At 61.7% G+C, this 23,717-nt stretch carries 19 protein-coding genes and 1 riboswitch; of the genes, 11 read left to right on the forward strand and 8 right to left on the reverse strand.

Annotated features, from left to right (window positions below):
• Window positions 1-3 precede the first annotated feature (3 nt).
• Complete coding sequence (locus AC6UAL_RS01645) at window positions 4-777, reverse strand: MBL fold metallo-hydrolase (protein WP_500681611.1); 774 nt, start codon at window positions 775-777, stop codon at window positions 4-6.
• Window positions 778-846: 69 nt separating this feature from the next.
• Here AC6UAL_RS01645 and recN point away from each other — a divergent pair, with 69 nt between their 5' ends.
• The gene (gene recN / locus AC6UAL_RS01650; RefSeq protein ID WP_500681612.1) at window positions 847-2,505 is read left to right on the forward strand and encodes a DNA repair protein RecN; all 1,659 of its coding nucleotides are present in this window, start codon (window positions 847-849) and stop codon (window positions 2,503-2,505) included.
• A gap of 139 nt (window positions 2,506-2,644) precedes the next feature.
• Here recN and AC6UAL_RS01655 read toward each other — a convergent pair whose 3' ends face one another.
• Window positions 2,645-3,148 carry an inorganic diphosphatase gene (locus AC6UAL_RS01655; RefSeq protein ID WP_500681613.1) on the reverse strand — a complete coding sequence of 168 codons (504 nt, stop codon included), beginning with the start codon at window positions 3,146-3,148 and terminating at the stop codon, window positions 2,645-2,647.
• A 144-nt stretch (window positions 3,149-3,292) separates the two neighbouring features.
• Window positions 3,293-3,432, forward strand: a riboswitch (cobalamin riboswitch).
• A gap of 43 nt (window positions 3,433-3,475) precedes the next feature.
• On the opposite strand from AC6UAL_RS01655, the gene AC6UAL_RS01660 reads away from it, so the two are divergent.
• The 5 genes from AC6UAL_RS01660 (at window position 3,476) to lysA (ending at window position 11,245) form a co-directional block, all read left to right on the forward strand.
• Entirely contained in the window at window positions 3,476-5,662 is a 2,187-nt protein-coding gene (locus AC6UAL_RS01660; RefSeq protein WP_500681614.1) for a TonB-dependent receptor plug domain-containing protein, read from the forward strand.
• A gap of 7 nt (window positions 5,663-5,669) precedes the next feature.
• A complete protein-coding gene (locus tag AC6UAL_RS01665) occupies window positions 5,670-7,814 on the forward strand; it encodes an ABC transporter substrate-binding protein (protein ID WP_500681615.1) in 2,145 nt (714 codons plus the stop codon).
• Window positions 7,815-7,817: 3 nt separating this feature from the next.
• A complete protein-coding gene (locus tag AC6UAL_RS01670) occupies window positions 7,818-8,711 on the forward strand; it encodes a TonB family protein (RefSeq protein ID WP_500681616.1) in 894 nt (297 codons plus the stop codon).
• 75 nt (window positions 8,712-8,786) lie between these two features.
• Window positions 8,787-10,007 (forward strand): AI-2E family transporter, encoded by a 1,221-nt coding sequence (locus tag AC6UAL_RS01675; protein ID WP_500681617.1) that lies wholly within the window; start codon window positions 8,787-8,789, stop codon window positions 10,005-10,007.
• The gene (gene lysA, locus AC6UAL_RS01680) at window positions 9,959-11,245 is read left to right on the forward strand and encodes a diaminopimelate decarboxylase (RefSeq protein WP_500681618.1); all 1,287 of its coding nucleotides are present in this window, start codon (window positions 9,959-9,961) and stop codon (window positions 11,243-11,245) included. Before AC6UAL_RS01675 ends, lysA begins: the two co-directional genes overlap by 49 nt.
• A 190-nt stretch (window positions 11,246-11,435) precedes the next feature.
• Here the strand turns inward: lysA and glsA are convergent, their stop codons facing one another.
• Genes glsA through AC6UAL_RS01695 form a run of 3 tightly spaced genes read right to left on the reverse strand, consistent with a single transcriptional unit; the run spans window position 11,436 to window position 14,130 of the window.
• A complete protein-coding gene (gene glsA, locus AC6UAL_RS01685; RefSeq protein ID WP_500681619.1) occupies window positions 11,436-12,377 on the reverse strand; it encodes a glutaminase A in 942 nt (313 codons plus the stop codon).
• Window positions 12,374-13,921 (reverse strand): glutamine/gamma-aminobutyrate antiporter GadC, encoded by a 1,548-nt coding sequence (gene gadC / locus AC6UAL_RS01690; protein ID WP_500681620.1) that lies wholly within the window; start codon window positions 13,919-13,921, stop codon window positions 12,374-12,376. The genes glsA and gadC overlap by 4 nt, the downstream gene beginning before the upstream one ends.
• An 11-nt stretch (window positions 13,922-13,932) precedes the next feature.
• Complete coding sequence (locus AC6UAL_RS01695; RefSeq protein ID WP_500681621.1) at window positions 13,933-14,130, reverse strand: hypothetical protein; 198 nt, start codon at window positions 14,128-14,130, stop codon at window positions 13,933-13,935.
• 290 nt (window positions 14,131-14,420) lie between these two features.
• Here AC6UAL_RS01695 and AC6UAL_RS01700 point away from each other — a divergent pair, with 290 nt between their 5' ends.
• The 5 genes from AC6UAL_RS01700 (at window position 14,421) to AC6UAL_RS01720 (ending at window position 20,065) form a co-directional block, all read left to right on the forward strand.
• Window positions 14,421-15,557, forward strand: coding sequence for a ribonucleotide-diphosphate reductase subunit beta (locus AC6UAL_RS01700; RefSeq protein ID WP_500681622.1), 1,137 nt, complete (start codon window positions 14,421-14,423; stop codon window positions 15,555-15,557).
• Window positions 15,558-17,813 carry a ribonucleoside-diphosphate reductase subunit alpha gene (locus AC6UAL_RS01705; RefSeq protein WP_500681623.1) on the forward strand — a complete coding sequence of 752 codons (2,256 nt, stop codon included), beginning with the start codon at window positions 15,558-15,560 and terminating at the stop codon, window positions 17,811-17,813.
• Between the two features lie 96 nt (window positions 17,814-17,909).
• Window positions 17,910-18,179 (forward strand): 30S ribosomal protein S14, encoded by a 270-nt coding sequence (gene rpsN, locus AC6UAL_RS01710; protein WP_500681624.1) that lies wholly within the window; start codon window positions 17,910-17,912, stop codon window positions 18,177-18,179.
• A 67-nt stretch (window positions 18,180-18,246) separates the two neighbouring features.
• Window positions 18,247-18,507: an FmdB family zinc ribbon protein gene (locus AC6UAL_RS01715; protein ID WP_500681625.1), complete on the forward strand. Its 261-nt coding sequence runs from the start codon at window positions 18,247-18,249 to the stop codon at window positions 18,505-18,507.
• Between the two features lie 112 nt (window positions 18,508-18,619).
• Entirely contained in the window at window positions 18,620-20,065 is a 1,446-nt protein-coding gene (locus AC6UAL_RS01720; protein ID WP_500681626.1) for a hemolysin family protein, read from the forward strand.
• Window positions 20,066-20,307: 242 nt separating this feature from the next.
• Here AC6UAL_RS01720 and rimO read toward each other — a convergent pair whose 3' ends face one another.
• The 3 genes from rimO to AC6UAL_RS01735 form a co-directional block, all read right to left on the reverse strand.
• A complete protein-coding gene (gene rimO, locus AC6UAL_RS01725) occupies window positions 20,308-21,699 on the reverse strand; it encodes a 30S ribosomal protein S12 methylthiotransferase RimO (protein ID WP_500681627.1) in 1,392 nt (463 codons plus the stop codon).
• Between the two features lie 94 nt (window positions 21,700-21,793).
• A complete protein-coding gene (locus tag AC6UAL_RS01730; RefSeq protein ID WP_500681628.1) occupies window positions 21,794-22,612 on the reverse strand; it encodes a nucleotidyl transferase AbiEii/AbiGii toxin family protein in 819 nt (272 codons plus the stop codon).
• 80 nt (window positions 22,613-22,692) lie between these two features.
• On the reverse strand, window positions 22,693-23,292 hold the full coding sequence (locus AC6UAL_RS01735; RefSeq protein WP_500681629.1) for a type IV toxin-antitoxin system AbiEi family antitoxin domain-containing protein: 600 nt from the start codon (window positions 23,290-23,292) through the stop codon (window positions 22,693-22,695).
• Between the last annotated feature and the right edge of the window lie 425 nt (window positions 23,293-23,717).

Here is a 23,717-nt window from a genome sequence, read left to right on the forward strand (position 1 = left end):
CCGTCAGGGCTCGATGAGCAGGCCGTCATAGGCCGGGCTCATGAAGTCGGGCAGGTATGCCGCCAACTCGTCGAAGTCGAGCCTGTGCCCGCTGTGGGTGACGTAGCCGCGCGTCGGTGCGAGCTCGCGCATGAGGGCAATGTTCTGATCGACGGTGAGGTGCGTGTGGTGCTCGGGGAAGCAGAGTCCGTCCATCGCGAGAGCGTCGAGGCCCCTGAGCAGCGGGGCGGATGCCTCCGGCAAGCGTTTAATGTCGGGCACGTAGCCGAAGCTGCGTCCGTCGGCGCGAAAGACGTAGCCGTAGGTCTCCACCGTCGCGTGCTCGACGGGAACGGGGGTCACGCTGATGTCGCCGATCTCGAAGGGGCGCCCGCCGTGGTCTCGGGCATCCGGACGGATGTACCCGCGATACGTGTTTTGCGGAGAGAAGGCCCAAGTAAACATGGCACGCAGGCGCTCGAGGCATTGCGTGCCGGCGTAGAGCGGCAGCCGCGCCTCGGTTTTCCAGCCGAAGGCGCGCATCTCGTCAAAGCCGGTGGTGTGGTCGAGGTGCTCGTGGGTGTAGATGACGGCGTCTATGGCCGTGAGTCCGTGCCGCAGAGCCTGAGCGCGCAGGTCGGGTCCCGAGTCTATGAGCAAGGTCGTCTCAGCCGTGCGCACCAGCACCGACGAGCGCAGGCGCTTGTTGCGCGGGTTCTCCGAGCGGCAGACGGCGCAGTCGCAGCCGATGACGGGTACCCCGGTGGACGTGCCTGTGCCGAGAAAAAGAACGTTCATGCCTGAAGATTTTGGGGTGTACTTTCGCGGCGGATTATGCCATAATTCGCGCGATACTGAAAGCAAAATATGCTCGCTCTGCTCAAGATCCGCAACCTGGCTCTGGTCGATGAACTGGTGTGGGAACCCGGTTCCGGCTTTCTCGGCGTGACGGGTGAGACGGGTGCGGGCAAGTCGGTCATCATGGGCGGCATCGCCCTAGTGATGGGGGAGAGGGCGGACAAGTCGATGATTCGCAACGGCGAGTCGCAGTGCAGTATCGAGGCGATTTTTCACCTGCCGGCGACGGATGAGCTCAACGCGAAGCTCGAAGCGGCGGGTGTGAGCGGCTGTGAAGACGGCGAATTGCTGATTCGCCGCGTGATCACGGCGACGGGCAATCGCCAGTTTATCAACAACTGCCCGGTGACGCAGCATCTGCTGCGCGAGGTGGCCGGCGGGCTGGTCGATATGCACCACCCCGAGGCGCACCGCTCCCTGACGTCGCAGCAGCGCCAGCTCTGCCTGCTCGATGCCTTTGCCGAGGATGCCGCGCAGCTCGATGCCTACCATTCGGCTTATCGCCTGTGGGCCGCGGCGCGTCAGGCGCATCGCGAGCTGCTGGAGAGTGAGATGGCCAATGAACGCGAGCTCGATTTTCTCCGCCACCAAGTTGAGGAGATTGAGTCGGCCGGGTTTACGGCGCAGGAGGTGTCCGGGCTTGAGGAGCGCTGGCAGCGAGCCCGCAATGCTTCGCGACTCCGCGATACGGTGTTGCCGATGGTGCAGATGGTCGATGGCGATGAGTCATCCCTGCTGGCAACGCTGCGACGCTTGGTGCGCTGCGGGCGCGACCTCGAGCGCCTCGATGCCGCGACGTCGCGCTGGCTGGCGCCGCTCGAGGGCATGATCGACGAGCTCGAGGATGTGGGGCAGTCGCTTCAAACCTACGCCGACGAGCTCTGCTCGGATCCCGCCGAGCTCGCGGAGCTCGAGGCTCGCATCGCGCTGCTTGATTCGCTGCGCCGCAAATACGGTCAGGATTGGGAGTCCATTCAAGCCCATGGTGAGGCGTGCCGCAGGCGCCTCGATGAGGCCGATAACCGCGATGAGCGCCTGCGCGAGCTGGCGGAGCGCGAGCGGGCACGCCACGATGAGCTCGTGAAGGCAGCCGGAGCGCTGAGTGCCGCACGCCGCCGAGCGGCAGGGCCGCTGCAGCGGGAGTTTTTGGAGCATGCGCGGCACTTGGGCTTCAGGCAGTCGCTCTTTGAGGTGCAGCTGCAGCCGCTTGATGAACCCGGCCCGCAGGGTGCCGAGGCGGTCGATTTTCTCTTCGGTCCCAACCCGGGCGAGCCGCTCAAACCTCTGCGGCTGATAGCCTCCAGCGGCGAACTGGCACGCGTGATGCTCGCCCTGAAGAGTGCGCTGGCGAAGCAGGATGACACGCCTCTGCTGATTTTTGACGAAATCGACGCGAACGTCGGCGGCGAGATTGCCCGCGCCGTGGGGCTCAAGATGCGCGAGCTGGGGCGAGATCACCAAGTCATCGCCATCACGCACTTCCCGCAGGTGGCGGCGCTGGCCAACCACCACTACCTGATCAGCAAAGAGGTGCAGGACGGGCGCACGGTGTCGCGGCTGCGCGAGGTCGAGGGCGACGCCCGCGTCTCGGAGCTCATGCGCATGCTGGGCATGAGCGGCGCAAGCGCCGAGGCCCACGCCCGCGACTTGTTGAAACTCCCCGACTGACGGAGCCCCCGACGCCAAGCGAATCCCTTCCCCGCCGCGCACCGCCCGCGAGTCAAAAGCCCCTCCCCGCCCTCGGGGTCGGAAGCCCCCCGCAACGCGAGTCGATAACAGGCGGGTCAGCGTCGGGTCAGCGTCGGCCTCAGGGCCGCGGCTGCTGCGCTTGCTGCGCCTCGTAGCGTGCGACGGCTTCGTCGATGATATTGTTGGCCTTGAAGACACCGAAGAACTCGCCGACCTCGGTCACCTTGTTCTGGAGCGTCTTGTAGGTCGAGAAGAAATTGTGAATCTCCTGCAGGTAGTGCGGCGCGAGATCGGCAATGGACTGCACGTGGTCGTAGCGCGGATCGCCGACGTTGACGGCCAGAATCTTCACATCGGGCTGTCCGCCGTCTATCATGTCCATCCCGCCGATGATGCGGCAGTCGACATAACAGCCGGGAAAGGTCGGCGAGGAGGTGAACACGAGGATGTCCAGCGGATCACCGTCGAGGTAAAGCGTCTTTTCAACGAAGCCGTACTCAGCCGGGTAATACACCGAGGAGTAAAGGACGCGATCAAGCTTGATGCGTCCCGTCTTCGGATCGACCTCATACTTGTTGCGGCTCCCCATGGGGATTTCGATGCGGGCTTCTACGACTCTCATGATTGCGCTATCATAGCAGGCGGAAGGGGCGGCGTCAAGGTTTCTCCGCTCGCGGAGTCGCTCACATCGCGCTTCTCGGGCGAAAAAGGCTTGAATCCCCCGCGCCGATATGGTTTAATCGCGCCGCTTTCCGTCGGCCGATCTGCCGCGGAGGCTCTTTCGGGAGGCGGCGGGATGCCGCAGGAAATAGATGGGGAAGACGGTGAGAATCCGTCGCTGTGCCGCAACCGTGTCGGGAGTTCTGCTCCCCCAGTCGGAATGCCAGCCCGAGAGAATCGCCCAACACGGAGGCAGCGATGCACTGCCTCGAATCCGGCAACCATACAGATGAAAGACAAGACCATGGCACCCGCCAAGGGTGCGATCCGTGTTGTGCTTGCCCTTGCGCTGGCAGGCAGTTGCGCCTTCGCTCAGTCGTCCGCCGCTGAGGCGGCGACCGCGAAGCTCCACACAAATAACCAAGATCGGACGTATCAATCCGACACGGCTGACGCCGCCCGCCCCGACGCCGGAAACGGCGAGACGCAGGCGGCTGCGGCAGGCGAAAGCAGGGCTGCCGCAGCAACGGCATCCCCGACGGCATCCCCGACGGCCGCCGAAGAGGCTGCGGCGACGGAGTTGCCGCCCGTGACCGTCTCGGCTCACGACGGCATGGTGCTGCCCTGCGATCAGACGGGCGTTTCCGTTTCCGTCATCGACGTGAAGCAGAAGCTCAAGGAGGGCATCAACGATCTCACGGGGGCGCTGGCGGAAGTTCCGGGGCTCTACGTGCTGCCGGGCGGCGACTACCAGCGCGGCAACTACACGGCGGTGACTATTCGCGGGGTGAGCGGCGGCAGCGATGTGTTGCCGATGATGGACGGCATGCGCCTGACCAACACCTCGACCACGCTCACGCAAAACGTCATCGCGCGCACCAATCTGCGGAGCATCGACAACGTTGAGGTGCTCCGAGGTCCGCAGGGTGCGGTGTACGGCGGCGGCAACATCGGCGGCGTCATTTGTATGGAGACGCCGAAGGGGCAAGGCAAGCCGAGCTTCTCGACTTTCAACGAGACGGGCAGCTTCGACAGTTACACGAACAGCACGACCGTTCAGGGCAGCACGGACAAGTTCGCCTTCTTCCTCAACGCCTCTTACGACCGCACGGGCAATGATCTGAGCTACGCGGACGGCAGCAAGCCGCTGCTGAAGCACGCAGGTTTGTATCGAAATTATCAGGAGTCGCTGCGCCTCGATTACGCCCTCAACGACGACAACGAGCTGACGCTCACCTACCGCCGCGAGGACGCGACGTACAACAACGCCGGCAAATACCCGGCCTACGGAGCGGCACAGGCGGTCGAGGAGCTCTCGCGCTACAGCTTCCGCTCGAATCTGGTGACGGCGCGCTGGCAGAGCCGAGTCAACGACTTTTACGCCCTGAGCCTGATGGCCGGCTACTACGGGGTTGACAACAATCTCAGCAGCCCCACGTATCCCTTTGTCTCCGATCTTCGCAACGTGCAGCTGGAGTGGCGCAACCGCTTCACGTGGAATGAGCATCACAAGACTCAGCTGGGCTTCAGCTGGCTGCGCAGCGACTACGGCGTCGAGTCGGGCGCGGACTATGCACGCGACATCTCCTCCTGCAATCTCGAGACGACGTCGACGGTCTTTGCCGAGCATCTCTGGCAGCCGGCGCAGAACTGGGATAACTCCTTGGCGCTGCGCCTCGAAAACAGCAGCGTCTACGGCTCGCACTTCACGTTCCGCGCCGCGAGCAATTATCGCTTCAATGACTCGAGCTCGCGCGTGTTTGCCTCGGTCGGCACGGGCTACCGCGCCCCGAGCAGCTTCCAGCGCTCCCGCGCGGTCTACGATTCCGGCTACGGTCTCTACCGGGGCAACCCCGAGCTGGACTGCGAGACGAGTGTCTCGGTCGATCTGGGCTTCGAGCAGCGGATCGTGCGCGACCACAGTTTCACCGCCACGCTTTTCTGGCAGCAGAAGAGCGACGCCATCACCACCGTCTCGGGTCTCGATCCGCAGACCGGGCTGTGGACGAGCAGATTTGTGAATGACTCCGGGCACCAGACGCTCCAAGGCGTCGAGCTGGCTCTGCACGGTCAGTTCGAGCCCTACTGCAAGACGGGTTACCGCTTGGCCTGCACGCTCGCGCAGCCGCTGGGGGGCGATGACCGTCAGGTGGCCTATTCTGCCCGGCAGACTTGGTATGCCGACCTTCACACCAGCCCCTTGGAGGGGCTCACGACGGGTATCGGCCTCGTGGCGGCGGGCGGTCGCACGGGCTGGAGTGTCGGCCAGCCCCGCCTCGATTCCTACTACATGCTGCGCTGGTATGCAAGCTACGAGGTGAATGAGAACCTCACCCTGCACTTGCGCGTCGAGAACCTGACGAATCAGAAGTTCATCACGGCGCCGAGCTACAACGGGGCGGCGGGGCTCGATCCGGCCTGCTCCGTCATCAACGCGGGGGTGGGCGTCTTCGGCGGCGCGACGATCAAGTTCTGATGCCGCAATGAAGACGCGATGGCTCGTCGCGGCGGCACTTGTTGTGCTGCTGCTCTTCGCGCTGCGGCTGTGCCGGTGTTCCGGCACGGCCGGCAGTGCGCCGCCGGCTCAGACCGCGGCACGCCTGCTGCCGCCGGCGGATTACCCGGCTGAGCTCTGGCGCGACACCCATACCCCGCCCAGCCCCGAGGCGCTGCACATTCTGCGCGGCTGCGAGGACGAGCTGCCGGCCGAGCTCCACTGGCAACGGGGGCTTGAGGAGCCGGAGATCGGCGATCCCGCCGCTCTCAAGGGCGGGTGTCTGCGGCTGAGCAATGCCGGCCCCTTTCCGGCGAACTTTCTCGCCTTCGGCAGTCCGAGTCCGCAGTTTTTTCACTACAACTGCTTTGAGCGCATCGAGCTGCCGCTGGTGGAAAGCCACCCCGTGACGGGCCGAGCCATTCCGGGGGTCGCCTGCGCATGGGCTACGCAGGGGCGCTGCGTCTTCTTTCGCCTCGACGCCGAGGCTCGCTACAGCAATGGGCGCCCCGTTCGCGCAGGGGACTACGCGCTCGGGGCGCACCTGCGACGTCGGCTGGCCGAGATGGGAGGCCCTGCTGCGGATGCGGCCGCGCAGGAAGCGGGTCTGGCAGAGATCCGCGTGCTGGCTGACGATCTGCTGATGGTGAAGCTGAGGCACGAAGCCGGAGACCGCGCTCCTCTTCAGGCCGCAGCTCTGCTGCATGCGGCGGAGCCTTCCTTCTACGCCGACTTCGGCAGCGACTACACGGAGCTCTACCGGCAGCGCATTCCGCCGACAAGCGGAGCTTACACCATCGGCCGCATCGAGCGCGGGCGGATGATTGAGCTGCGGCGCGTCGCCGGGTGGTGGGCCGAGAAACGCCGCTACCGACGCTACACCTGCAACGTCGACGCCATCGAGCACCACTTTCTGACGGACGAAGCTCAAGCGCGCGAATTTTTGCTGCGCGGCAAACTCGATCTCCTGCAGACGCGCGACCTCGTGGCTTGGCGCGATCAGTTTGAATCGGGCACGCACCCGGCCGTGCGCGACGGGCTCATCGAGCTGCACCGTTTCCGCGCCGACTACCCCATGCCGCCCTACGGCATCGCCTTCAATACCAAGCGCCTGCCCGACGCCGACCTGCGCCGAGGCATCATGCAGGCGATGGATATGCCCGGCGTTCTCGAGTTGCTCTATCTCGGAGAGGGCGAGCAGCTGGGCACCTTCAGCTCCGGCTACGGGGCGCTGACGCCTCGTCATACGCCTAGCTGTCGCTACGACCCGGCCGCAGCCCGCGCCGCTTTCGCGCGCGCCGGTTACGGCGAAGCGGGCTCCGACGGCATTCTGCGCCGCGCGGACGGGCAACGCCTCAGCGTTCGCCTCGGCTACACGCCGAGCGAAAAAAACTCTGCGGCAGCCTCACTGCTGGCTCAGCGTGCTGCGGCGTGCGGTCTGGAGCTCCGCCTCGAGCCCCTGCCTTGGCAGCTGAGTGCCTCTCAGTTGCAGCGCGGCGAGCATGAGCTGATTTTCTGGGCCACCATGGCGAGCAGCCCCCTGCCGGACTATCGCCGCTTCTTCACGAGCGACGCCCGCGGCTACGACGCTCCCTTTCTGCTCGCCGATGCCCGCATGGATGCCGCCGTCGCCGCCATGGAGCAAGCCGGCAGCGACGCGGAACGCGCCGCCGCCATGGCGGAAGTTGATCGCCTCGTCGCCGAACTCGCCGTCTGGTTGCCCGGGCACAAGGAAAACCTCGTGCTGCTGTCCTGCCGCAGCCATGTTCGCTTTCCCGATTGCGACTCATGCCGCTTCTCCACCCCCGGCCCCTATGAGGTCGCCGAGGCGCATCTGTATTGGATCGACCCGCAGCGCCTCGGTCGCGGCGCGGGGCACGAGGTTTCGCAGGTCCACGAAGCGGCGGTGAGGCCCCCCGCCGCCGAAGCGGGACAGTCACCTGCTGCCCCCCCGACTCAGGCCCCCGAAGCGGAGCCACCCTCGGCCGAGGCCACGCCCTGCGCAGCCGAAGCGGAGCAAGCCTCTGCCGAAACCCCGGCTCAAGTCTCCGAGGCAGAGCCACTCTCCTCCGAGGCCACGCCCTGCGCCTCTGATACGGAGCCACCCTCTGCGGAAACCTCGCCTCCCCGTTGACCCATGAGCCGCTTCGAGCGCTTCAGCCGCGTCAGCCCCGTGCAGCTTTACCATGAGCGCCTGAGGCTGCTGAGACGGGCAGCCCTCGCCGTGCTGCTCCTGTCGGCTGCGCTCGCGGCGCTCCTGCTGCTGCCCGGCCTGCACACGGACGGTTCGGCCACGTCTCCCGTCGCGCCGGGCGTGTCGGCCGCTCTCTGCGTCCCGTCCCCTCCGGCTGAGCCGGAGAGCGCGGCCATCCCCCCCGCCCTCGACCTCACGGCCCTCGCAGCGACTCTCCACCCCCCGCTCCGTCTGCTGCCCGAACCGGCGGCAGCAGAGCCCCGCCCCGTGATGCTCCCGGAGCCGCAGCTCGACATCGCCCCGCAAGCCCCGGCGGAGGATGGCGTGCTCCTCGCCGCCATGACCGCTGAAATTGCCTTCCCCAGTACGGAGATATCATCCGCTGACGCCCCGGCAGCTTCCCCCGCAGCTCCGTCCCTTCCCCGAGCAGGCGCCCCGACGCGGCAGGCGGCGCGCGCAGCAGGACAGGAACGAAGGGCGCCCCAAGCTCGCAGCGCGGCCCCATCGGCAAACAGCCGTGCAGCCGACGCCCGCGCCGCCGCCGCGGCGGGCTCCTCGGGCTCCTACAGCCCGCCGCGCTACCTCGAGGCGCCGCCGCCGCCCTACCCGCCCGACATGCGAGCCGGGCGCTACTCGGGCAGCGTCGGCGTGCTCATCAAGGTCGGGGCGGACGGCACCCCCCTCGCCGTGCACATCACCCGCTCCGGCGGTCGGAGTGAATTTGACACAGCCGCCCGCGATTGGATTCTCAAACACTGGCGCTTTCACCCGGCCCGTCGCGGCGGCGCCGCGGTGGCCGCCGACGTGAAAACCAGCGTGATATTTCGCGCGGACTGAAGCCTCGGCCTTTTTTCGTCATGGGGCAGCATTGCTCTTGCATTCCGCCATCCGCCTGTGTACAATGCGTCGCGCGTGATTCCCGAAGACAACAGAAAGCGTTCACAGCCTTACACCAACCGCCTCTATCTCAAAGACGGAGCCGGCGTCGTGCTGACTCTGGCCGCCATCATCATCATCCTGCTCGGGCTGCAACAGGCAAGTTCCGTCGTCGTTCCCATCCTCATGGCGAGCTTTCTGGCCGTCATCAGTTATTCGGTAACGGTCGCGCTCCGCCGCTATCTGAAATTTCCGCACTGGCTGGCCGTTTCTCTGACCGTGGTCGTCGACAGCGCCATCATCTACGGCGTTTTCATGCTCATCAGGTTCTTGGCGGCGGACATGAAAGCCACTCTTCAGGGCGACCTCATCGCCCGCTTCACGCGCAAGTATGAGGAGCTCATGGGTTTTCTGGACAACATCGGCATCGGCGAGCAAGCCCGCGGGCTGATCAGCTCGCCGACCGAGATCATCAACCCGCAAAACGTCCTCTCCATGACGCAGGCTCTCACGGGCTTCATGACCTCCACCGCCCTCGTGCTCGTGCTCATGACCTTCCTGCTGGGTGAAACACCCCTCTTCCGCCGCAACCTCGACAGCCTCGGCAACTCCGAAGAGAGCAAGAGCAAAGTTGTCCATGCCGTGCTGGGCATCCAGCGCTACCTCTTCATCAAAACGGTTGCCAGCGCCATCACGGGGCTGCTGGCGTGGGGCGTCTGCGCTTGGATGAACGTTCCCTTCGCCTTCCTCTGGGGGCTGGTAGCCTACCTGCTCAACTACATCCCCACCATCGGTTCGATTGCCGCGGCCATTCCTCCCATTCTGCTGGCCATGTTGCTGGGCACGTGGACGGAGACCTTCGTCGTCGCCGGCGGCTATCTGGCCATCAACTCGGCCATCGGCAACTGCATTGAGCCGCTCTTCCTCGGCAAGGAGTTCGGCATTGCCACGTCGGTGGTGCTGCTCTCGGTCATGCTCTGGGGCTGGGTGCTCGGCCCCTGCGGCATGCTGCTGGCGGTGCCGATCACGGTGCTGCTCAAGCTGGCCATGGAGAACTCGCAGGATCTCGCTTGGATCGCCAAGCTCATCGACGACAGCGGCGCCGAAAAAAGCCGCAAGGCTCACGCTGCGGCCGAAAACGCAACGACAGCATCAGCCTCCCGACCGAAGGCTGACTCCCCCCTTCAAACAACAGACAGAAACACAGCATGCATGCATTCGCGTACAAAAACGGCTCCCTGCACTGCGAGGGAGTGAATCTGGCCGACATTGCCGCCGCCGTCGGCACCCCGACCTTCGTCTACAGCCGCAAAACCATCACCGACGACCTCGCTGAGCTTCAGCGGGCCCTCGCCCCGCTCGACGCCCACGTCGCCTACGCCGTCAAGGCCTGCTCGAACAAAGCCATCCTCAACCTCATGGCCCGGCAGGGCGTCGGCTTCGACATCGTCTCGGGCGGCGAACTCTGGCGCATCGTCAACGCCGGCGGCGACCCGACTCTCTGCACCTACGCCGGTGTTGCCAAAACGGAGGCCGAGATTCGTTACGCGCTCAGTCTGAATATCTACTGCTTCAACTGCGAAAGCGAGAACGAGCTGCGCCAGATCAACCGCATCGCCGGAGAGATGGGCGTCAAGGCTCCGGTCGCCGTCCGCGTCAACCCGAACGTCGACGCCCACACGCACAAATACATCACCACCGGCACAAACGAGAACAAATTCGGCGTCGACATCAGCCGCATCGAAGAGCTCTACGCCACCATCGCCGCCGAGATGCCCAACCTGCACATCCGCGGTCTTCAGATGCACATCGGCTCGCAGCTCACCGAAGTGGCGCCCTTTGTGATGGCCATCGAGAAGGTGGCGCCCATCGCGCTCAAGTTCAAAGAGCTCTACGGCATCGAGTTCTGGTCCATCGGCGGCGGCATCGGCATCGTCTACGACGGCTGTCTGGCTTCGGGCAAGCCCGAGTGGTGGGCCGCTCACCCCGAGCAGATCACGATTCAGAGCTACGCCGATGCCATTGTGCCGCTGCTCAAGCCGCTGGGGCTCAAGATTCTCGTTGAACCCGGCCGCCGCATCATCGGCAATGCCGCCGTCATGCTCACCACCTGCGTCTGCGAGAAGAAGGGCGAAGCCAAGACCTTCAAGATGATCGACGCGGGCATGAACGACATCATCCGCCCCGCCCTCTACGAAGGCTATCACGAAATCTGGCCCGTCAGCGAACACAGCGGCGACACCATCACGGCAGACATCGTCGGCCCGATCTGCGAATCCGGCGACTTCCAGGCGCAGAACCGCGCCATTGCCGACGTCAAACCCGGCGAGGTTCTGGCCGAGATGAGCGCCGGAGCCTACGGCTTCAGCATGTCCTCCACCTACAACTCGCGCCCTCTGGCTGCCGAGGTGTTGGTCGACGGTGACAAATGGAGCATCATCCGCAAGCGCCAGACCCTCGAGCAAATCGTCGAAGGCGAGCAGCTCCCCGAATAACGCAAGGCTTCCATACCCTCGGCGCTCTCAGCGTCGAAGCGACTCGGGCCACGGGCGCAGGCAAGGAGCGCAGCCCGGCAGAGCCCGATGCCATCGCCCCCGCCGTCGCGTCGCGACGGCGGGGGCTCTTGTCACTCAGCTTCACCGCCTCCCGGTGAACCCGACGGCGGGCAACGAGCCCACGCGGAACTCAGCGAAGAAGACTCAGTCCCAGCTCATCAATCACGTAACTGAGAGCCAGCTGGCCGCGCACCGAATTGCCGGCCTCATCCAGCGGAGGCGAGAATGCCGCCAGCGCGAGACGTCCGGGCACCACACAGACGAGGCCGCCGCCCACGCCGCTCTTGGCCGGCAGACCGTTGGCATAGAGCCAGTCGCCGGAGCCGGTGTAGAGCCCCTCCATCATCATATCGGCCAAAATCTGCGGCACGTGCTCGCGGCGCACCACGCGGCGCGTCGTGAGCGGGTTGATACCGCCGGCGGCGTAGCAGGCCCCCATCACGGCCAGATCGCGCGTTGAGACGGCGAGACTGCACATGCGCGTGTAGAGGTCGACACTCTGCGTCGGGTCATTGTACAAAAAGCCGTAGCTATCCAAGAGCCAAGCCAGTCCCTTATTGTGCTGATTGGTCGCGCTCTCGGACTCATAGACCTCGTTCATCACCGGCAACTCGTGGCCGGCCAGCTCGGTGAAGCGCGCCATCATCTTCGTCCACACCGCTGCGGCATTGCCGCCCGGCACCAGACTGACGGCCGAAATGGCTCCGGCATTCACAAGCGGATTGAGCGGGCGGCCGCCGTGCAACTCGAGCGCCATGACCGAATTGAAGGCCTCGCCCGTCGCCTCCGCGCCAATTTTGCGCCGCACGGTTGCAGCGCCCAACACATCCATCACCAGCGACAAATTGAAGGCCTTGGAAATCGACTCAATCGCGAAGGGCACCTCGCTGTCGCCCACGGTAATCACCTGCCCGTCCACCGTCGCGGCAGCGAGCCCGAATAGCTTGGAATCAACCCTTGCTAGGGCCGGAATGTAAGAGGCATTCTTGCCTCCCGGAGCCAACAGGAAGCGGTCGTGCGCCTCCTGAAGGCATTGGCGGATCTGATCCGCAGATATGGCAGTCGTGTTCATTGTTCGGAAGAATCAGTGTTTTGAGAAGCATGGTGCGACGATGCGGCAGAGGCCCCGCCGCGGCCGGCTTTCTCCCAGCCGAAGGGCTCGAACTCCGCGACGCTGCGCGGGTCGGCCCACTCAGGGCGCCTCATCGCGTAAATGATGAAAGGAATACCCGCAAACACCAGCATGCCGACAATCAGAATACCCACGTACACCGCAGGGCTGCCCACCGGAATCTGACTCGGCGGCACAAAGCTGAGCACGAAGGCAATCACGCTTCCCAGAAGCCCGAGCCCGCCCACGAGCCACATCCCGAACTTGCCGCCCGGAATGCGGAAACTGCGAGGCGTGTCCGGCTCGCGGTAGCGCAGATAAATGCCGGCGGCAAACATCAGCAGATACATGATCAGATACAGGATAATCGTCAGCTGCGAGATAATCTGGTATGCCGTCTGCACACTCGGCAGCACGACGAAGAAAATCGACAGCAGCGTCACCACCCCGCCCTGCAAGAGCAAAATGCCCACCTGCACACCGCGTTTGTTCGTCTTCTGCATGAAAGGCGGCAGGTAACCGGCACAGCCCACCTGCAAAAGCCCCTTCGACGGGCCGCCCACCCAAGCCACCACCTGAGCCAGCACACCGAAAGCGAGACAAACCGCCATCGCCGGCCCCAGCCAAGGCACCTCAAAGTAAGCGAAGAACTTATCAAACGCCACCAGCAAACTCTGCACGAGATTGATTTGGCTTTCGGGAATAATAAAGCCGATAGCGAGTGTGCCCAGCACGAAAATCGCCACCGTCATCACCGAAGCAATAAAAATCGCCTTGGGGTAATTGCGGCCGGGATTATCCACATCCTTGACGTGCACGGCACTCATCTCCATGCCCGCATAAAACAGGAAAATACTGGCAGCGAGAACAATGTTATTGAAATTGGTCAAATCCGGGAAAAACTCCCCGGGAGCCATTGAAATATCAAGAGTATTGCCCGAAGCCCAGTAAACAAGCCCCATGAGCACGAGGAGAGCCGCCGGAATCACCGTTCCGATCAGGGTGCCCCACTTCGTGATCGCGCCGCTCATGCTCATCCCTCGGAAATTGAGTAAGGTCGCCGCCCAATAAACCAGCAGAACCATGATGAGCACGTAGTAATCGTTGGCGGAAACCGCCTCATCCCAACTCTGATTCGGCCCCACAAAGGCAATGGAAACCGCAGCGAAGGTCAGCACCGTCGGGAACCAAATCGTACTCTCAATCCACTGCAGCCAGATCGCCAGAAAGCCGAAACGCGTACCGAACGCCTCGCCCACCCAGCGGAACACACCGCCCTTCTGCGGCCAACCGGTGGTGAGCTCGGCCGCGACCAGCGACACGGGAATGAGGAAAAAGATAGCCGCGAAGATGTAATAGAAGGCGGAGCTCAGCCCGTAGGTACTCTCCGCCGGCAAACCTCGCAGACTCACAATCGCAGAGACATTGATCATCGCCAGCGTGAAGACGCCCATCTTGAGGGCGGATCCGCCGGGCGAACCGGTCTTTTTAGGTGTTTGATTCATCGTTTTAGGAGTTAGGGTTCTTGTCCAGCCTCCGCAGGCGAAGGCAACTCGGGCTCGCGGTGGCTGCTCTCGACGTAGAGCGACCACAGAAGAGAAAGCGGGCGACCCTCCGCGCGCTCGATAAAGACATCCGTCTCAGGGCACGGGGCATCACCTTCAAACTCCGTCGAAACGCCCAAGGGCGGCTTCACATCGGTATGACTGTCCATGCCGATCAGACACGGAGCCGCTGTCCGCCGTTGCAAAGCGGGTAGAAACACCCCTCCCGCACCCCCCGCCTCACCCGGCTCACATGACGCAAAAAAATCCCCCTCTCAATTCAGAGTCATTCTAAGGTGAAAGCCCGTGAAAGCAGAGCGATTAAACCTCCGAATGCCGGCTACTCTAAAACGCGGGCCGGAGCATCCGCCCTCTTTTTTGCTGTACAAAGAGCGGCCGCCCCCTATAATGCCCGCGACACGGGCCGCCCCGAGCGACGCCCGCAATCAACAACACCGGCATGAGGCAACAGAGCATCTACACCCCCGACTACATCAACTTCAACAGCGAAAAACTCTTTCTGGGCAAAGGGAAAAACTCGCAGCGCTACGACGTCCTCAAATACCCCTTCTTCGACACCATGGCCGACAAGATGATGGGGCAGGACTGGACGCACGACGAAGTCAACTGCGTGAAAGACAAGCAGGACTTCCGCTTCTTGAGCGACGCGATGAAACACGCCTACACCGGCGTCCTCCAAAAACTCATCTTTCTGGACTCCATCCAAGGCCGCGGCCTGCTGCAAAGCTTCGGCAGCATCATCACCCTGCCCGAGCTCGAAGCCTGCATCACCGTCTGGCAGCACTTTGAAATCGACAAGCACTCGAAATCCTACACCCACATCCTGCGCTCCGTCTACGACAACCCGACAGCCGTCTTCGACGCCTCCTTCTCCATCCCCGAGCTGGTGAAACTCACGCGCAGCATCTCCGAGCCCTACGACGAATGCTTCAACGCCGTCACCGAATACAACTACAAACTCATCAAAGGGCAAACCATCACCCCCGCCTTCGAACAGGAACTCCGCAGGGCCATCGTACGCCTCTTCATCGAAATCAACATTCTGGAGGGCATCCGCTTCTACTCCGGCTTCGCCACCGTCTGGAGCATGCACTACAGCCAAGGCCTCATGGAGCGCACGGGCAAAGTCCTGCAACTCATCTGCCGCGATGAAAACCTGCATCTGGCCATCACGCAATACCTGCTGCGCCTCTTCCGCACCGCGCCCGAAGAAGGCTTCCGCGACGCATGGGAGTACTGGCAGCCGCAGATCGCCGAGCTCTACAGCGAAGCGCTCGATCAGGAATACGAATGGATCGGCTACCTCTTCCGCAAAGGCTCCTTCCTGGGCATGACCCCGGACCTCGCCCGCCTCTACCTGCGCTACCTCACCGACAAACGCCTGCGCGCCATCGGCGAGCCGCCCCTCTTCTCCGGCGCAACGCAGAATCCGCTCGAATGGGTCGAAACCTACATCAACAACGACCTCACCGAAAACCTCCCGCAGGAAAGCGAAATCCTCAACTACAAAATGGACATCCTCGACCAGTCCATCACCGACTCGGAAATCCGCAAACTTCAAGCCCGCCTCAAATAAATGGCCGATTCCCGCATCAACCTCGATACCATCACCATCATCAAAAACTCGGGCGAGCGCGAAGCCTTCCGCCCCGAGAAAATCCACGAACACGTCCGCAAAGCCTGCGAAGGACTCGCCGTCCTGCACTCGAGCATCATCATGGATGCCCGCCTCAAAATCTTTGACGGCGCCCGCTCCGTCGACATCCAAGACGCCCTCATCCAAGCCGCCGCCGAAAAAATCAGCGAACTGACCCCCGACTACGAAATCGCCGCCGGCCGCCTCCTCAACCAAAAAATACGCAAAGAAGTCTACGGTCGCTACGAAGCGCGAGAGTTCAGTAGCGAAGTCATGCAGCGCATCGACAAAGGCTACTACAGCCGCGAGCTGCTCCGCTACAGCCCGGAAGAAATGCGCGTCTTCGGGCAACTCATCAACTACGACCGCGACAACGAGACGCCCTACTCAGCCCTCAGCCAACTGCACGGCAAATACCTGATTCGCCGCGACGGGCGACTCATCGAAGTCCCGCAGGAAATCTACATGCTCATCCCAATGGCCATCTTCGCCCGCATGGATGACACGGCACGCCGCCACACCCTCGTGCGCACGGGCTACGAACTGCTCTCCGAGCACAAAATCTCGCTGCCCACCCCCATCATGAACGGCGCCCGCACCGACTACCGCCGCTACATCTCCTGCAACCTCATCAGCGCCGGGGACTCCACCCTCTCCCTCTCCCGCGCCGTCGGCAAAATCATGGAGTGCACCGCCGCCAAATCCGGCATCGGCCTCAACGCCTCCTTCATCCGCGGCATCGGGGCAGACATCGGCAAACCCGCGCGCATGCAGCACGCAGGCATCCTGCCGCTGATGAAAACCTTTGAAGCCGCCGTCGGCTCGCTCAGCCAAATCTCGCGCTCGGGCTCAGCCAACGTCACCATGCCCTTCTTTCACTACGAAATCGAGCTCTTCAGCCAGCTGGGCGACTCGCGCGGCTCTCTGGAAAACCGCACCCGGCACATCGACCAAACCATCATCCTCAACCGCTGGTTTCTGCAAAAAGCCCTTCAGCGCCAAGACATCTGCCTCTTCCACATGAACGAAGTACCGGGGCTCTACGAAGCCCTCGGCTACCGCGATCGCTTCGCCGAACTCTACGAGCGCTACGAAGCCGAGCTGCCCGACGCGCACAAAAAGCGAGTCAACGCCTGGGAACTGCTCAACCTCTTCATCTTCGAGCGCTCCATCACCGGGCGCGTCTACTTCACCTTCGCCGACAACTTCGTCAACTCCAGCTTCCGCGAACCGCTCTACTTCACCAACCTCTGCACCGAAATCTCCCTGCCGGCACGCCCGCTCGACGGCTCGGAAGGGCAGCCGGAAATCGCCTGCTGCATCCTCGGCAACATGAACCTCGGCTACACCCGCAGCGCCGAAATACCGAAAGTTGCCCACTTCCTCGTCAACTTCCTCGAGCAACTCATCGACGCCTCCGACTACAGCATCCCCGAAGTCGAATACGCCGCCCGCAACCGCCGCACACTGGGCATCGGCATCTCCAACCTCTTCGGCTACCTCGCCCGCAAAAAACTCAAATACAACAGCAGCAAAGCGCGCCGACACATCCATGAAATCATGGAAAGCTTCTACTACCACCTGCTGCGCGCCTCGAACGAACTCGCCAAAGAAAAAGGCCCCTGCCCCCTCTTCAAGGACACCATCTACGCCGACGGCCAAGTCGTCTTCGACCGCTACCGGCGCCACGCTTGGAACGACTACCCCTTGCTCTGCGACTGGGAAAGCCTGCGCGACTCCATCCGCCGGCACGGCCTGCGGCACTCAACCCTCTGCGCCATCCCCCCCGCCAGCAACTCCAGCAAACCCTCCAACTCCACCGCCGGCGTCGAGCCCCCGCGAGAACTCGTCACCGTCAAAGCCGACAAAAACTCCACCATCAAGCAACTCGTCCCCTACTACAAAACCGGCCGGAACCACTACACCACCGCCTGGAGCGACGAGTTCAACAACATCGACTACTTCCGCCTCATCTCCTGCATCCAAAAATTCGTCGACCAGTCCATCTCCCTCAACCAGTACTCCAACGCCCTGCGCTCCCCCGACCGTCACCTGCACCTCAGCGACGTGCTGGCCGAAATCATCGAATGCTTCAACCTCGGCATCAAAACCCTCTACTACCAGAACTTCCTCTCCGCGGAAAACAGCGACGGCCTCCGCGAAGAAGGCTGCGCGGGCGGCGCCTGCACCGTCTGAGCCCCCCGGGCCGCGCAGCGCGACTTTTTGAGGCGAAATACAAAATTTCGCTTGACTTTTCCGTCGAGTTACTGTAAATACTTCCCCCACAAAGTTATGGCTAAGAAAAGCTGGATCGAAAGAAACAAGAAGAAGGCAGCTGTCGCCGCTCGCTACGCTGAGCTCCGCGCCAAGCTGAAGAAAGAGGGCGACTACATCGGTCTGACGATGCTTCCGCGCAACGCCTCCCCTGTTCGCCTGGTGAACCGCTGCGAGCTCACGGGCCGTCGCCACGCTTTCCTGCGTCGCTTCCACCTCTCCCGTATCGCCTTCCGCGAGCTGGCCAACGCCGGCATGATTCCCGGCGTCACGAAATCCAGCTGGTAAGACGAACTGCGAACTTGACACCTTTTGCAGCGCGGGTTATTCTTGTACGGAATAACCCGCGCACGCTATGCCAATCTACGAGTATATCTCCGAAAACCCCGATGACCCCGGTCGATCGTGCCCGATCTGCCGCAAGGGTTTTGAATTGATGCGACCCGCCGACAGGGCTCCGCTCACCCATTGTCTGTACTGCAAGAACCCGGTGCGAAAAAAAATCAGCACCGTCAGTGTCCCCAAGCTTCTTGCTCCCACCTCGTACACGGACGCCAAAAAAGCAGGCTTCACCGTCCTGCAAAAACGAGACACCGGCGTCTACGAAAAACTCTGACCGCGCAACATCTGCGTTTATCGCGACGCCCGGCCACGCTGCACCTTCCCCCTCCCCCGACGACTGCAACTCCAAGCACCCGCATCTCTGCACCCCACCTGATAACTGATCTATGAACATCTTTCTGACGCAAGAGGAAATCGCCCAACTCACCTGGAGCTACCCCACCTTCGGAGAAATCATCCTCTTCCTGCTGGGCACCGGCTTCTTCCTCTTCCTCAACGCCTTCTTCGTCGCCAACGAATTCGCCGCAGCCCGCGTGCGCGAAAGCCAGCTGCTGGAAAAGGAAGGCGAGACCAAAGCCCAAGTGCGGCGCCGCAAAAACACCATCCGCATCGTCAACCACCTCGACGCCTACCTCTCCGCCAACCAGCTCGGCATCACCATCGCCTCACTGGCACTCGGCGGCCTCTGCGAACCCTTCATCGAAGCCCTCATCGCGCCGCCGCTCTCCTACTACTGCCATCTGGCCCCCGGCGTCGTGAGCACCATCTCCTACATCGTCGCCTACACCCTCTTCACCTTCGCACACGTCGTGCTCGGCGAACTGGTACCCAAGAGCCTGGCCATCCGCCACCCGCTTGAAGTCTCACTCGGCACGGCCACGGCCATGGTGCGCTTTGCCCGCATCGCTGCGCCCGTCATCAACCTCTTCAACAACACGGCCAACATCATCGCCCACCGCCTCTTCGGCGTCGACCCCCACTACTCGCCGAACAACCACCACAGCGCCGAAGAAATCGCACACATCGTCGAAGAAAGCGGCCGCAGCAACGAAGTGACCGAAACCGAGGCCGAAATCTCGATGAACGCGCTGGAGCTCAACGACCGCAGCGTGCGCGACATCCTCGTGCCGCGCAGCTCCGTCGAACTGCTCGACATCAACACCCCCTTCGAGAAAAACCTCGACATCGTCACCAACAGCCGCCACAGCCGCTTCCCGCTCGTCGACGGACACCTCGACAAAGTCTGCGGCTGGCTGCATGTCAAAGACATGCTCAAACTCGTCAAAATGCCCCAGCCCGACGTGAGAAGCGTCGCACGCGAGCTCAAAGTCGTGCCCGAGACGATGAAACTCGACACCCTGCTCGACTTCTTCTCGAAAGAGAAAACGCACTTCGCCCTCGTCGTCGATGAATACGGCGACGCGCTCGGCATCGTCTTCCTCGACGACGTCCTCGAAGAAATCGTCGGCGACGACATCCAAGACGAATTTGAAGCCGAAAACACCGAAGACTTCATGCCCACGGGTCGCGGCGAATACATCGTCAACGGCTCCATGGCCCTCTTCGACCTCGAGGAAGCCCTGCCCAAAATCGGCGAAATCGAAAGCGACGGCGGCATCACCACCATCGGCGGCTACATCACCGATCGCCTCGGCCACATGCCCGAATGCGGCGAGGAAGTGCGCGTGAAAAACTACATCTTCACCGTGACGGGCACCGACGGTCGCCGCGTCAACCAAGTGCGCGTCCAGTACGCACCCGTCAGCGACGATGACTCCGAGGATGACACGCCCGCCGCTCCCGCGCCCGGCGCCTGCCCCCTGAGCTCGTAAGCCCCCTGCTCCGCTTCAGCCCGCAAGCCGCGCCCCGCGCCTCCTCCCCCTCCTCCCCTGAGGGGGGAACACGAAAAAGCCCCGCCGTACCGCACGGCGGGGCTTTTTCGCAAACCGATAAACGGGCCTCAGCGGCGCGCGCTAAGCCGCACCCGCAGGCGGCACAGGTCAAAGCTCCGCCGCCTCCTCAGTCTCCGCAGATTCCAAGCCTCCGCAGACACCGCAGCCTCCGCCGCCTCCGCTCAAAGCTCGCAGCCCGACTCATCCTGCGAGAACGCCTCCTCGGCACCCTCGGCAAAAAGCTCGTAAGCAATCGCATCCGCAATCATCACCTCGGCGAACTCACCGACCGGCAACTGCGGATCAACATGAATCGTACCGTCCACATCCGGCGCATCCCAAGGCCCGCGAGCGAGCCCCGGCTCATCCACCAGCACCCGAATCGTCTTACCCACGGCAGCCTGCCCGAGCTCATCGGCAATACCCGCCTGAATCATCGACAACTCATTGGCGCGGCGCTTGCGCGTCGCGTGGTGCACCTGATTCTTCATCTTGGCGGCCAGCGTCCCCTCCTCGCGCGAATACGGGAAAACCCCGGCGCGCTCAAAACGGAACTCGCGGATAAAATCGCGCAACTCCGCGTGATCCTCCTCCGTCTCCCCCGGCAAGCCGCTGATAAACGTCGTACGCAGACCGATATCCGGCATCGCCTCGCGCATCTCGCGCAGCAAGCGGCGAATATCATCGCCATCCGTCATGCGCCGTTGCTCCTCGAGAATGTGATCCGCAATATGCTGCAAGGGAATATCCACATACTTCACCACCTTCTCGCAAGACGCCATCGTCTCAATCAACTCGCGGCTCCAATGCGCCGGGTGCGTGTAGAGCACGCGAATCCAAAAATCGCCGGGAATCCCGTTAATCTCGCGCAACAGCGAAGCAAGCGACTCACCGCGGCCGGAATCCACCCCGCTCGTCTTCGTCGCCTTCTGCTCCCAGCGATCCATACCGTAATACGTCGTATCCTGTGCAATGAGATTAATCTCCTTCACCCCGCGAGCCACAAGCCCCTGCACCTCGCGCAGCACATTCGCCTGCGGACGGCTGCGATGGCGGCCGCGAATGCGCGGAATCGCGCAGTACGCACAAGCATGATTGCAGCCCTCCGCAATCTTCACGTAAGCATAGTGAGACGGCGTCAAACGAAAGCGAGACGCCGAGAAATCCGGCAGCAGCGTCGACACCTTCGTGCTGTAAATCTTATCAGCCCGCCCCTCCAGCACCGCCTGAACAATCGGCACAATCTCACCAATCAAATCCACCCCCACGAAGCAATCCGCCTCGGGCAGAGACTTCACCAAATCCTTAGCGTAGCGCTGCGACAAGCAGCCCGTTACCACAATCTTCTGATCGGCCGGAGACTCGCCAGCCTCGCGCGCGCGAGCCGCCGCCAGAATCGTATCAATCGCCTCCTGCTTAGCCGGGTCGATAAAAGCGCAAGTATTGATCAGCAACACCTCCGCCGCCTCCGGCTCAACCTTCTCATAACCCGCCGCCAGCAAGCCGTCGGCCATGAGTTCCGAATCCACAAGATTTTTCGAGCAACCGAGCGAAATGAGGGCGAAGCGAGCCATGAGCGCAGCATAGCACGAAAGCCTCCCCTTGGCAAACTTATTTGCAGACCGTCATCAGGCATCGCGTACAGACGCCGAAAGAAGTCAACTATCTCTACGCCCAACCCGACTCGCAATCCCACGCTTGGGAAAAGGTTAAACCATTCACCATAGCAGTCACCGGGGGCTCCAGAAACTCACCGAAGCGCTGCATGACGAGATCAAAGCCCCATTCATCCGATTTTAGGTTCATATGTGCACGGAAATTGCTCCATTTCTTACGCATTACCGACGAATCTCTTAAATCCGACAACCTACGGAACGTACGAGCGTCGTGGGGCGTCCCCCGCTTCTGCAAGGTCTCAGCAATCGCTTTTTGCAAAAGTTCACCGTCAAAACAACGTGTTTGACTCAGAAAAACGATGTCATAGATATCCTTCATGCGGCTGAAAAGCTCCATTCGCAGCACAAAAGCGTCATACTTCTCCGCAATCAAACTCTCTACGGAGTAGCTCAAAACAGTGACGAGCTCTCCATCGCCGGGGATTGTCTTGAGATCCAACTTCTGAGGGCTTGGAACAATGGTGTCCCCCACCCCTATATCAATATTGAGACGAACCCTTTCATTCATGATCGTGACATCCAACTTAGCCTGAAATCCGTGATACAAACGATTTGCGGTGATTGATGTTACGGAACGTATCGAAAATTTCACAAACTCAAAAGGCGAGGAGTTTTGCAATATAGCTGATAACATCTTACGAATATTCTCTTCGCTGTTGCCCGACCGATGTAGCAAATAATCCGCATCCAAGGTCGGTCGGGATTCACAGTCCGTCACAAGATAAAGAAAGAGACCGCCTTTGAGAATTAAGTGATCTCTGTAGACGCTACGGCTCAGACGTCGCAAAAATTCCGGATGGCAGAATAACATCTACTCCTGCTGATAACTTATCCCCTTTCGCCGAGCCTCATTTCGAAGTCGCTGTAACAAGGAAGCCGGCGGATTCTTAGTCATTGGTATAATGAAATAATTTCTCGGGTCATGTTTTCTATTCTCAATCGGCGAGCGTAGTCGAGAAGCGTCGATATATTTCTCAGAGGATCCCGACCGTACGCCTCCATGGCCTTGTTGAAGATCTCCCTGTCCATGCGGTTGCGCGCACGTATACAATCGCATATCGTCCTTTCGCGGTCATAAATGCGGATACGGATACCGTCATACACCATTTCCGTTGCCCCGATGGAGAAGCTTGGTTCATGGCGGAAATAAACTCGGACAGGAAACCGACGCGTCTTGAACTTGCTTCTCGACGCATGTTGCGGTGCCGCCAGATGCCAGCAAAGCGGAATGCGATCACTGTACTCGTAAATGAACAGTGCACTGTCCATACAGATCAGACATTCCGGAAAGAGATAAGGGATAAGGTAAAGCTCATTGCCCGGCTCCTGCTCAGCCCAAAGGTATACCCCTCGCTCAACCCGATGAACGTAACCGGCATCCAAAAAACGCCGGAGAGTGTAATGATCCACACCTTCGCCTATCAAATCACGGCTCCTCATGAGGTTGTTATACTTGGCAAAAACACGCCGGATTCTTTCGAAATGAAGCATGACTACTTTTCCTGTAGTTTACAAAACGCCTTCAATAAAATCAAGTATAAAATCAATAAATTCAGTCATTCTATTTCATAACTTTGACTGATTTTCTCGATTTTATACCACATATTGCGATATTGCCAACCCGCTCAGTTCATACCGGCAGAAGCATACGGCACCTCCTCATCATCGGCGCAAGACGGACGATTAACGGACGACTGTCACGCTACAACGCCGAAGCGTCTTCGCCCAACGCGCCTGCACTCGCTTCTCTGAGGGCTGAATCGAATGAAAGCGCGTGAACCCGCCATCGCAAGCCCACTTCAGGCTTGTCATACGGGCCGCCCCCCTGTACAATGAACCGCGGCGAGCAACAGCTCTCCCGCCGATGCGGAAGAGCCCGGCCTTGCCGCCCTTTGACCACATGAAGACAGCCGCAG

The sequence above is a fragment of the Candidatus Parakkermansia intestinigallinarum genome (assembly GCF_944389695.1).
In the GTDB taxonomy this organism is placed as follows: Bacteria; Verrucomicrobiota; Verrucomicrobiia; order Verrucomicrobiales; family Akkermansiaceae; genus Akkermansia; species Akkermansia intestinigallinarum.

Bases quoted from the DNA above. Each gene is read 5' to 3' on its own strand.
- lysA (WP_500681618.1), top strand. From the start codon at position 9,959: ATGCATGCATTCGCGTACAAAAACGGCTCCCTGCACTGCGAGGGAGTG.
- recN (WP_500681612.1), top strand. From the start codon at position 847: ATGCTCGCTCTGCTCAAGATCCGCAACCTGGCTCTGGTCGATGAACTG.
- AC6UAL_RS01705 (WP_500681623.1), top strand. From the start codon at position 15,558: ATGGCCGATTCCCGCATCAACCTCGATACCATCACCATCATCAAAAAC.
- gadC (WP_500681620.1), bottom strand. From the start codon at position 13,921: ATGAATCAAACACCTAAAAAGACCGGTTCGCCCGGCGGATCCGCCCTC.
- rimO (WP_500681627.1), bottom strand. From the start codon at position 21,699: ATGGCTCGCTTCGCCCTCATTTCGCTCGGTTGCTCGAAAAATCTTGTG.
- AC6UAL_RS01660 (WP_500681614.1), top strand. From the start codon at position 3,476: ATGAAAGACAAGACCATGGCACCCGCCAAGGGTGCGATCCGTGTTGTG.
- AC6UAL_RS01655 (WP_500681613.1), bottom strand. From the start codon at position 3,148: ATGAGAGTCGTAGAAGCCCGCATCGAAATCCCCATGGGGAGCCGCAAC.
- glsA (WP_500681619.1), bottom strand. From the start codon at position 12,377: ATGAACACGACTGCCATATCTGCGGATCAGATCCGCCAATGCCTTCAG.
- AC6UAL_RS01695 (WP_500681621.1), bottom strand. From the start codon at position 14,130: ATGGACAGTCATACCGATGTGAAGCCGCCCTTGGGCGTTTCGACGGAG.
- AC6UAL_RS01645 (WP_500681611.1), bottom strand. From the start codon at position 777: ATGAACGTTCTTTTTCTCGGCACAGGCACGTCCACCGGGGTACCCGTC.
- rpsN (WP_500681624.1), top strand. From the start codon at position 17,910: ATGGCTAAGAAAAGCTGGATCGAAAGAAACAAGAAGAAGGCAGCTGTC.
- AC6UAL_RS01665 (WP_500681615.1), top strand. From the start codon at position 5,670: ATGAAGACGCGATGGCTCGTCGCGGCGGCACTTGTTGTGCTGCTGCTC.
- AC6UAL_RS01720 (WP_500681626.1), top strand. From the start codon at position 18,620: ATGAACATCTTTCTGACGCAAGAGGAAATCGCCCAACTCACCTGGAGC.
- AC6UAL_RS01715 (WP_500681625.1), top strand. From the start codon at position 18,247: ATGCCAATCTACGAGTATATCTCCGAAAACCCCGATGACCCCGGTCGA.
- AC6UAL_RS01670 (WP_500681616.1), top strand. From the start codon at position 7,818: ATGAGCCGCTTCGAGCGCTTCAGCCGCGTCAGCCCCGTGCAGCTTTAC.
- AC6UAL_RS01730 (WP_500681628.1), bottom strand. From the start codon at position 22,612: ATGTTATTCTGCCATCCGGAATTTTTGCGACGTCTGAGCCGTAGCGTC.
- AC6UAL_RS01735 (WP_500681629.1), bottom strand. From the start codon at position 23,292: ATGCTTCATTTCGAAAGAATCCGGCGTGTTTTTGCCAAGTATAACAAC.
- AC6UAL_RS01700 (WP_500681622.1), top strand. From the start codon at position 14,421: ATGAGGCAACAGAGCATCTACACCCCCGACTACATCAACTTCAACAGC.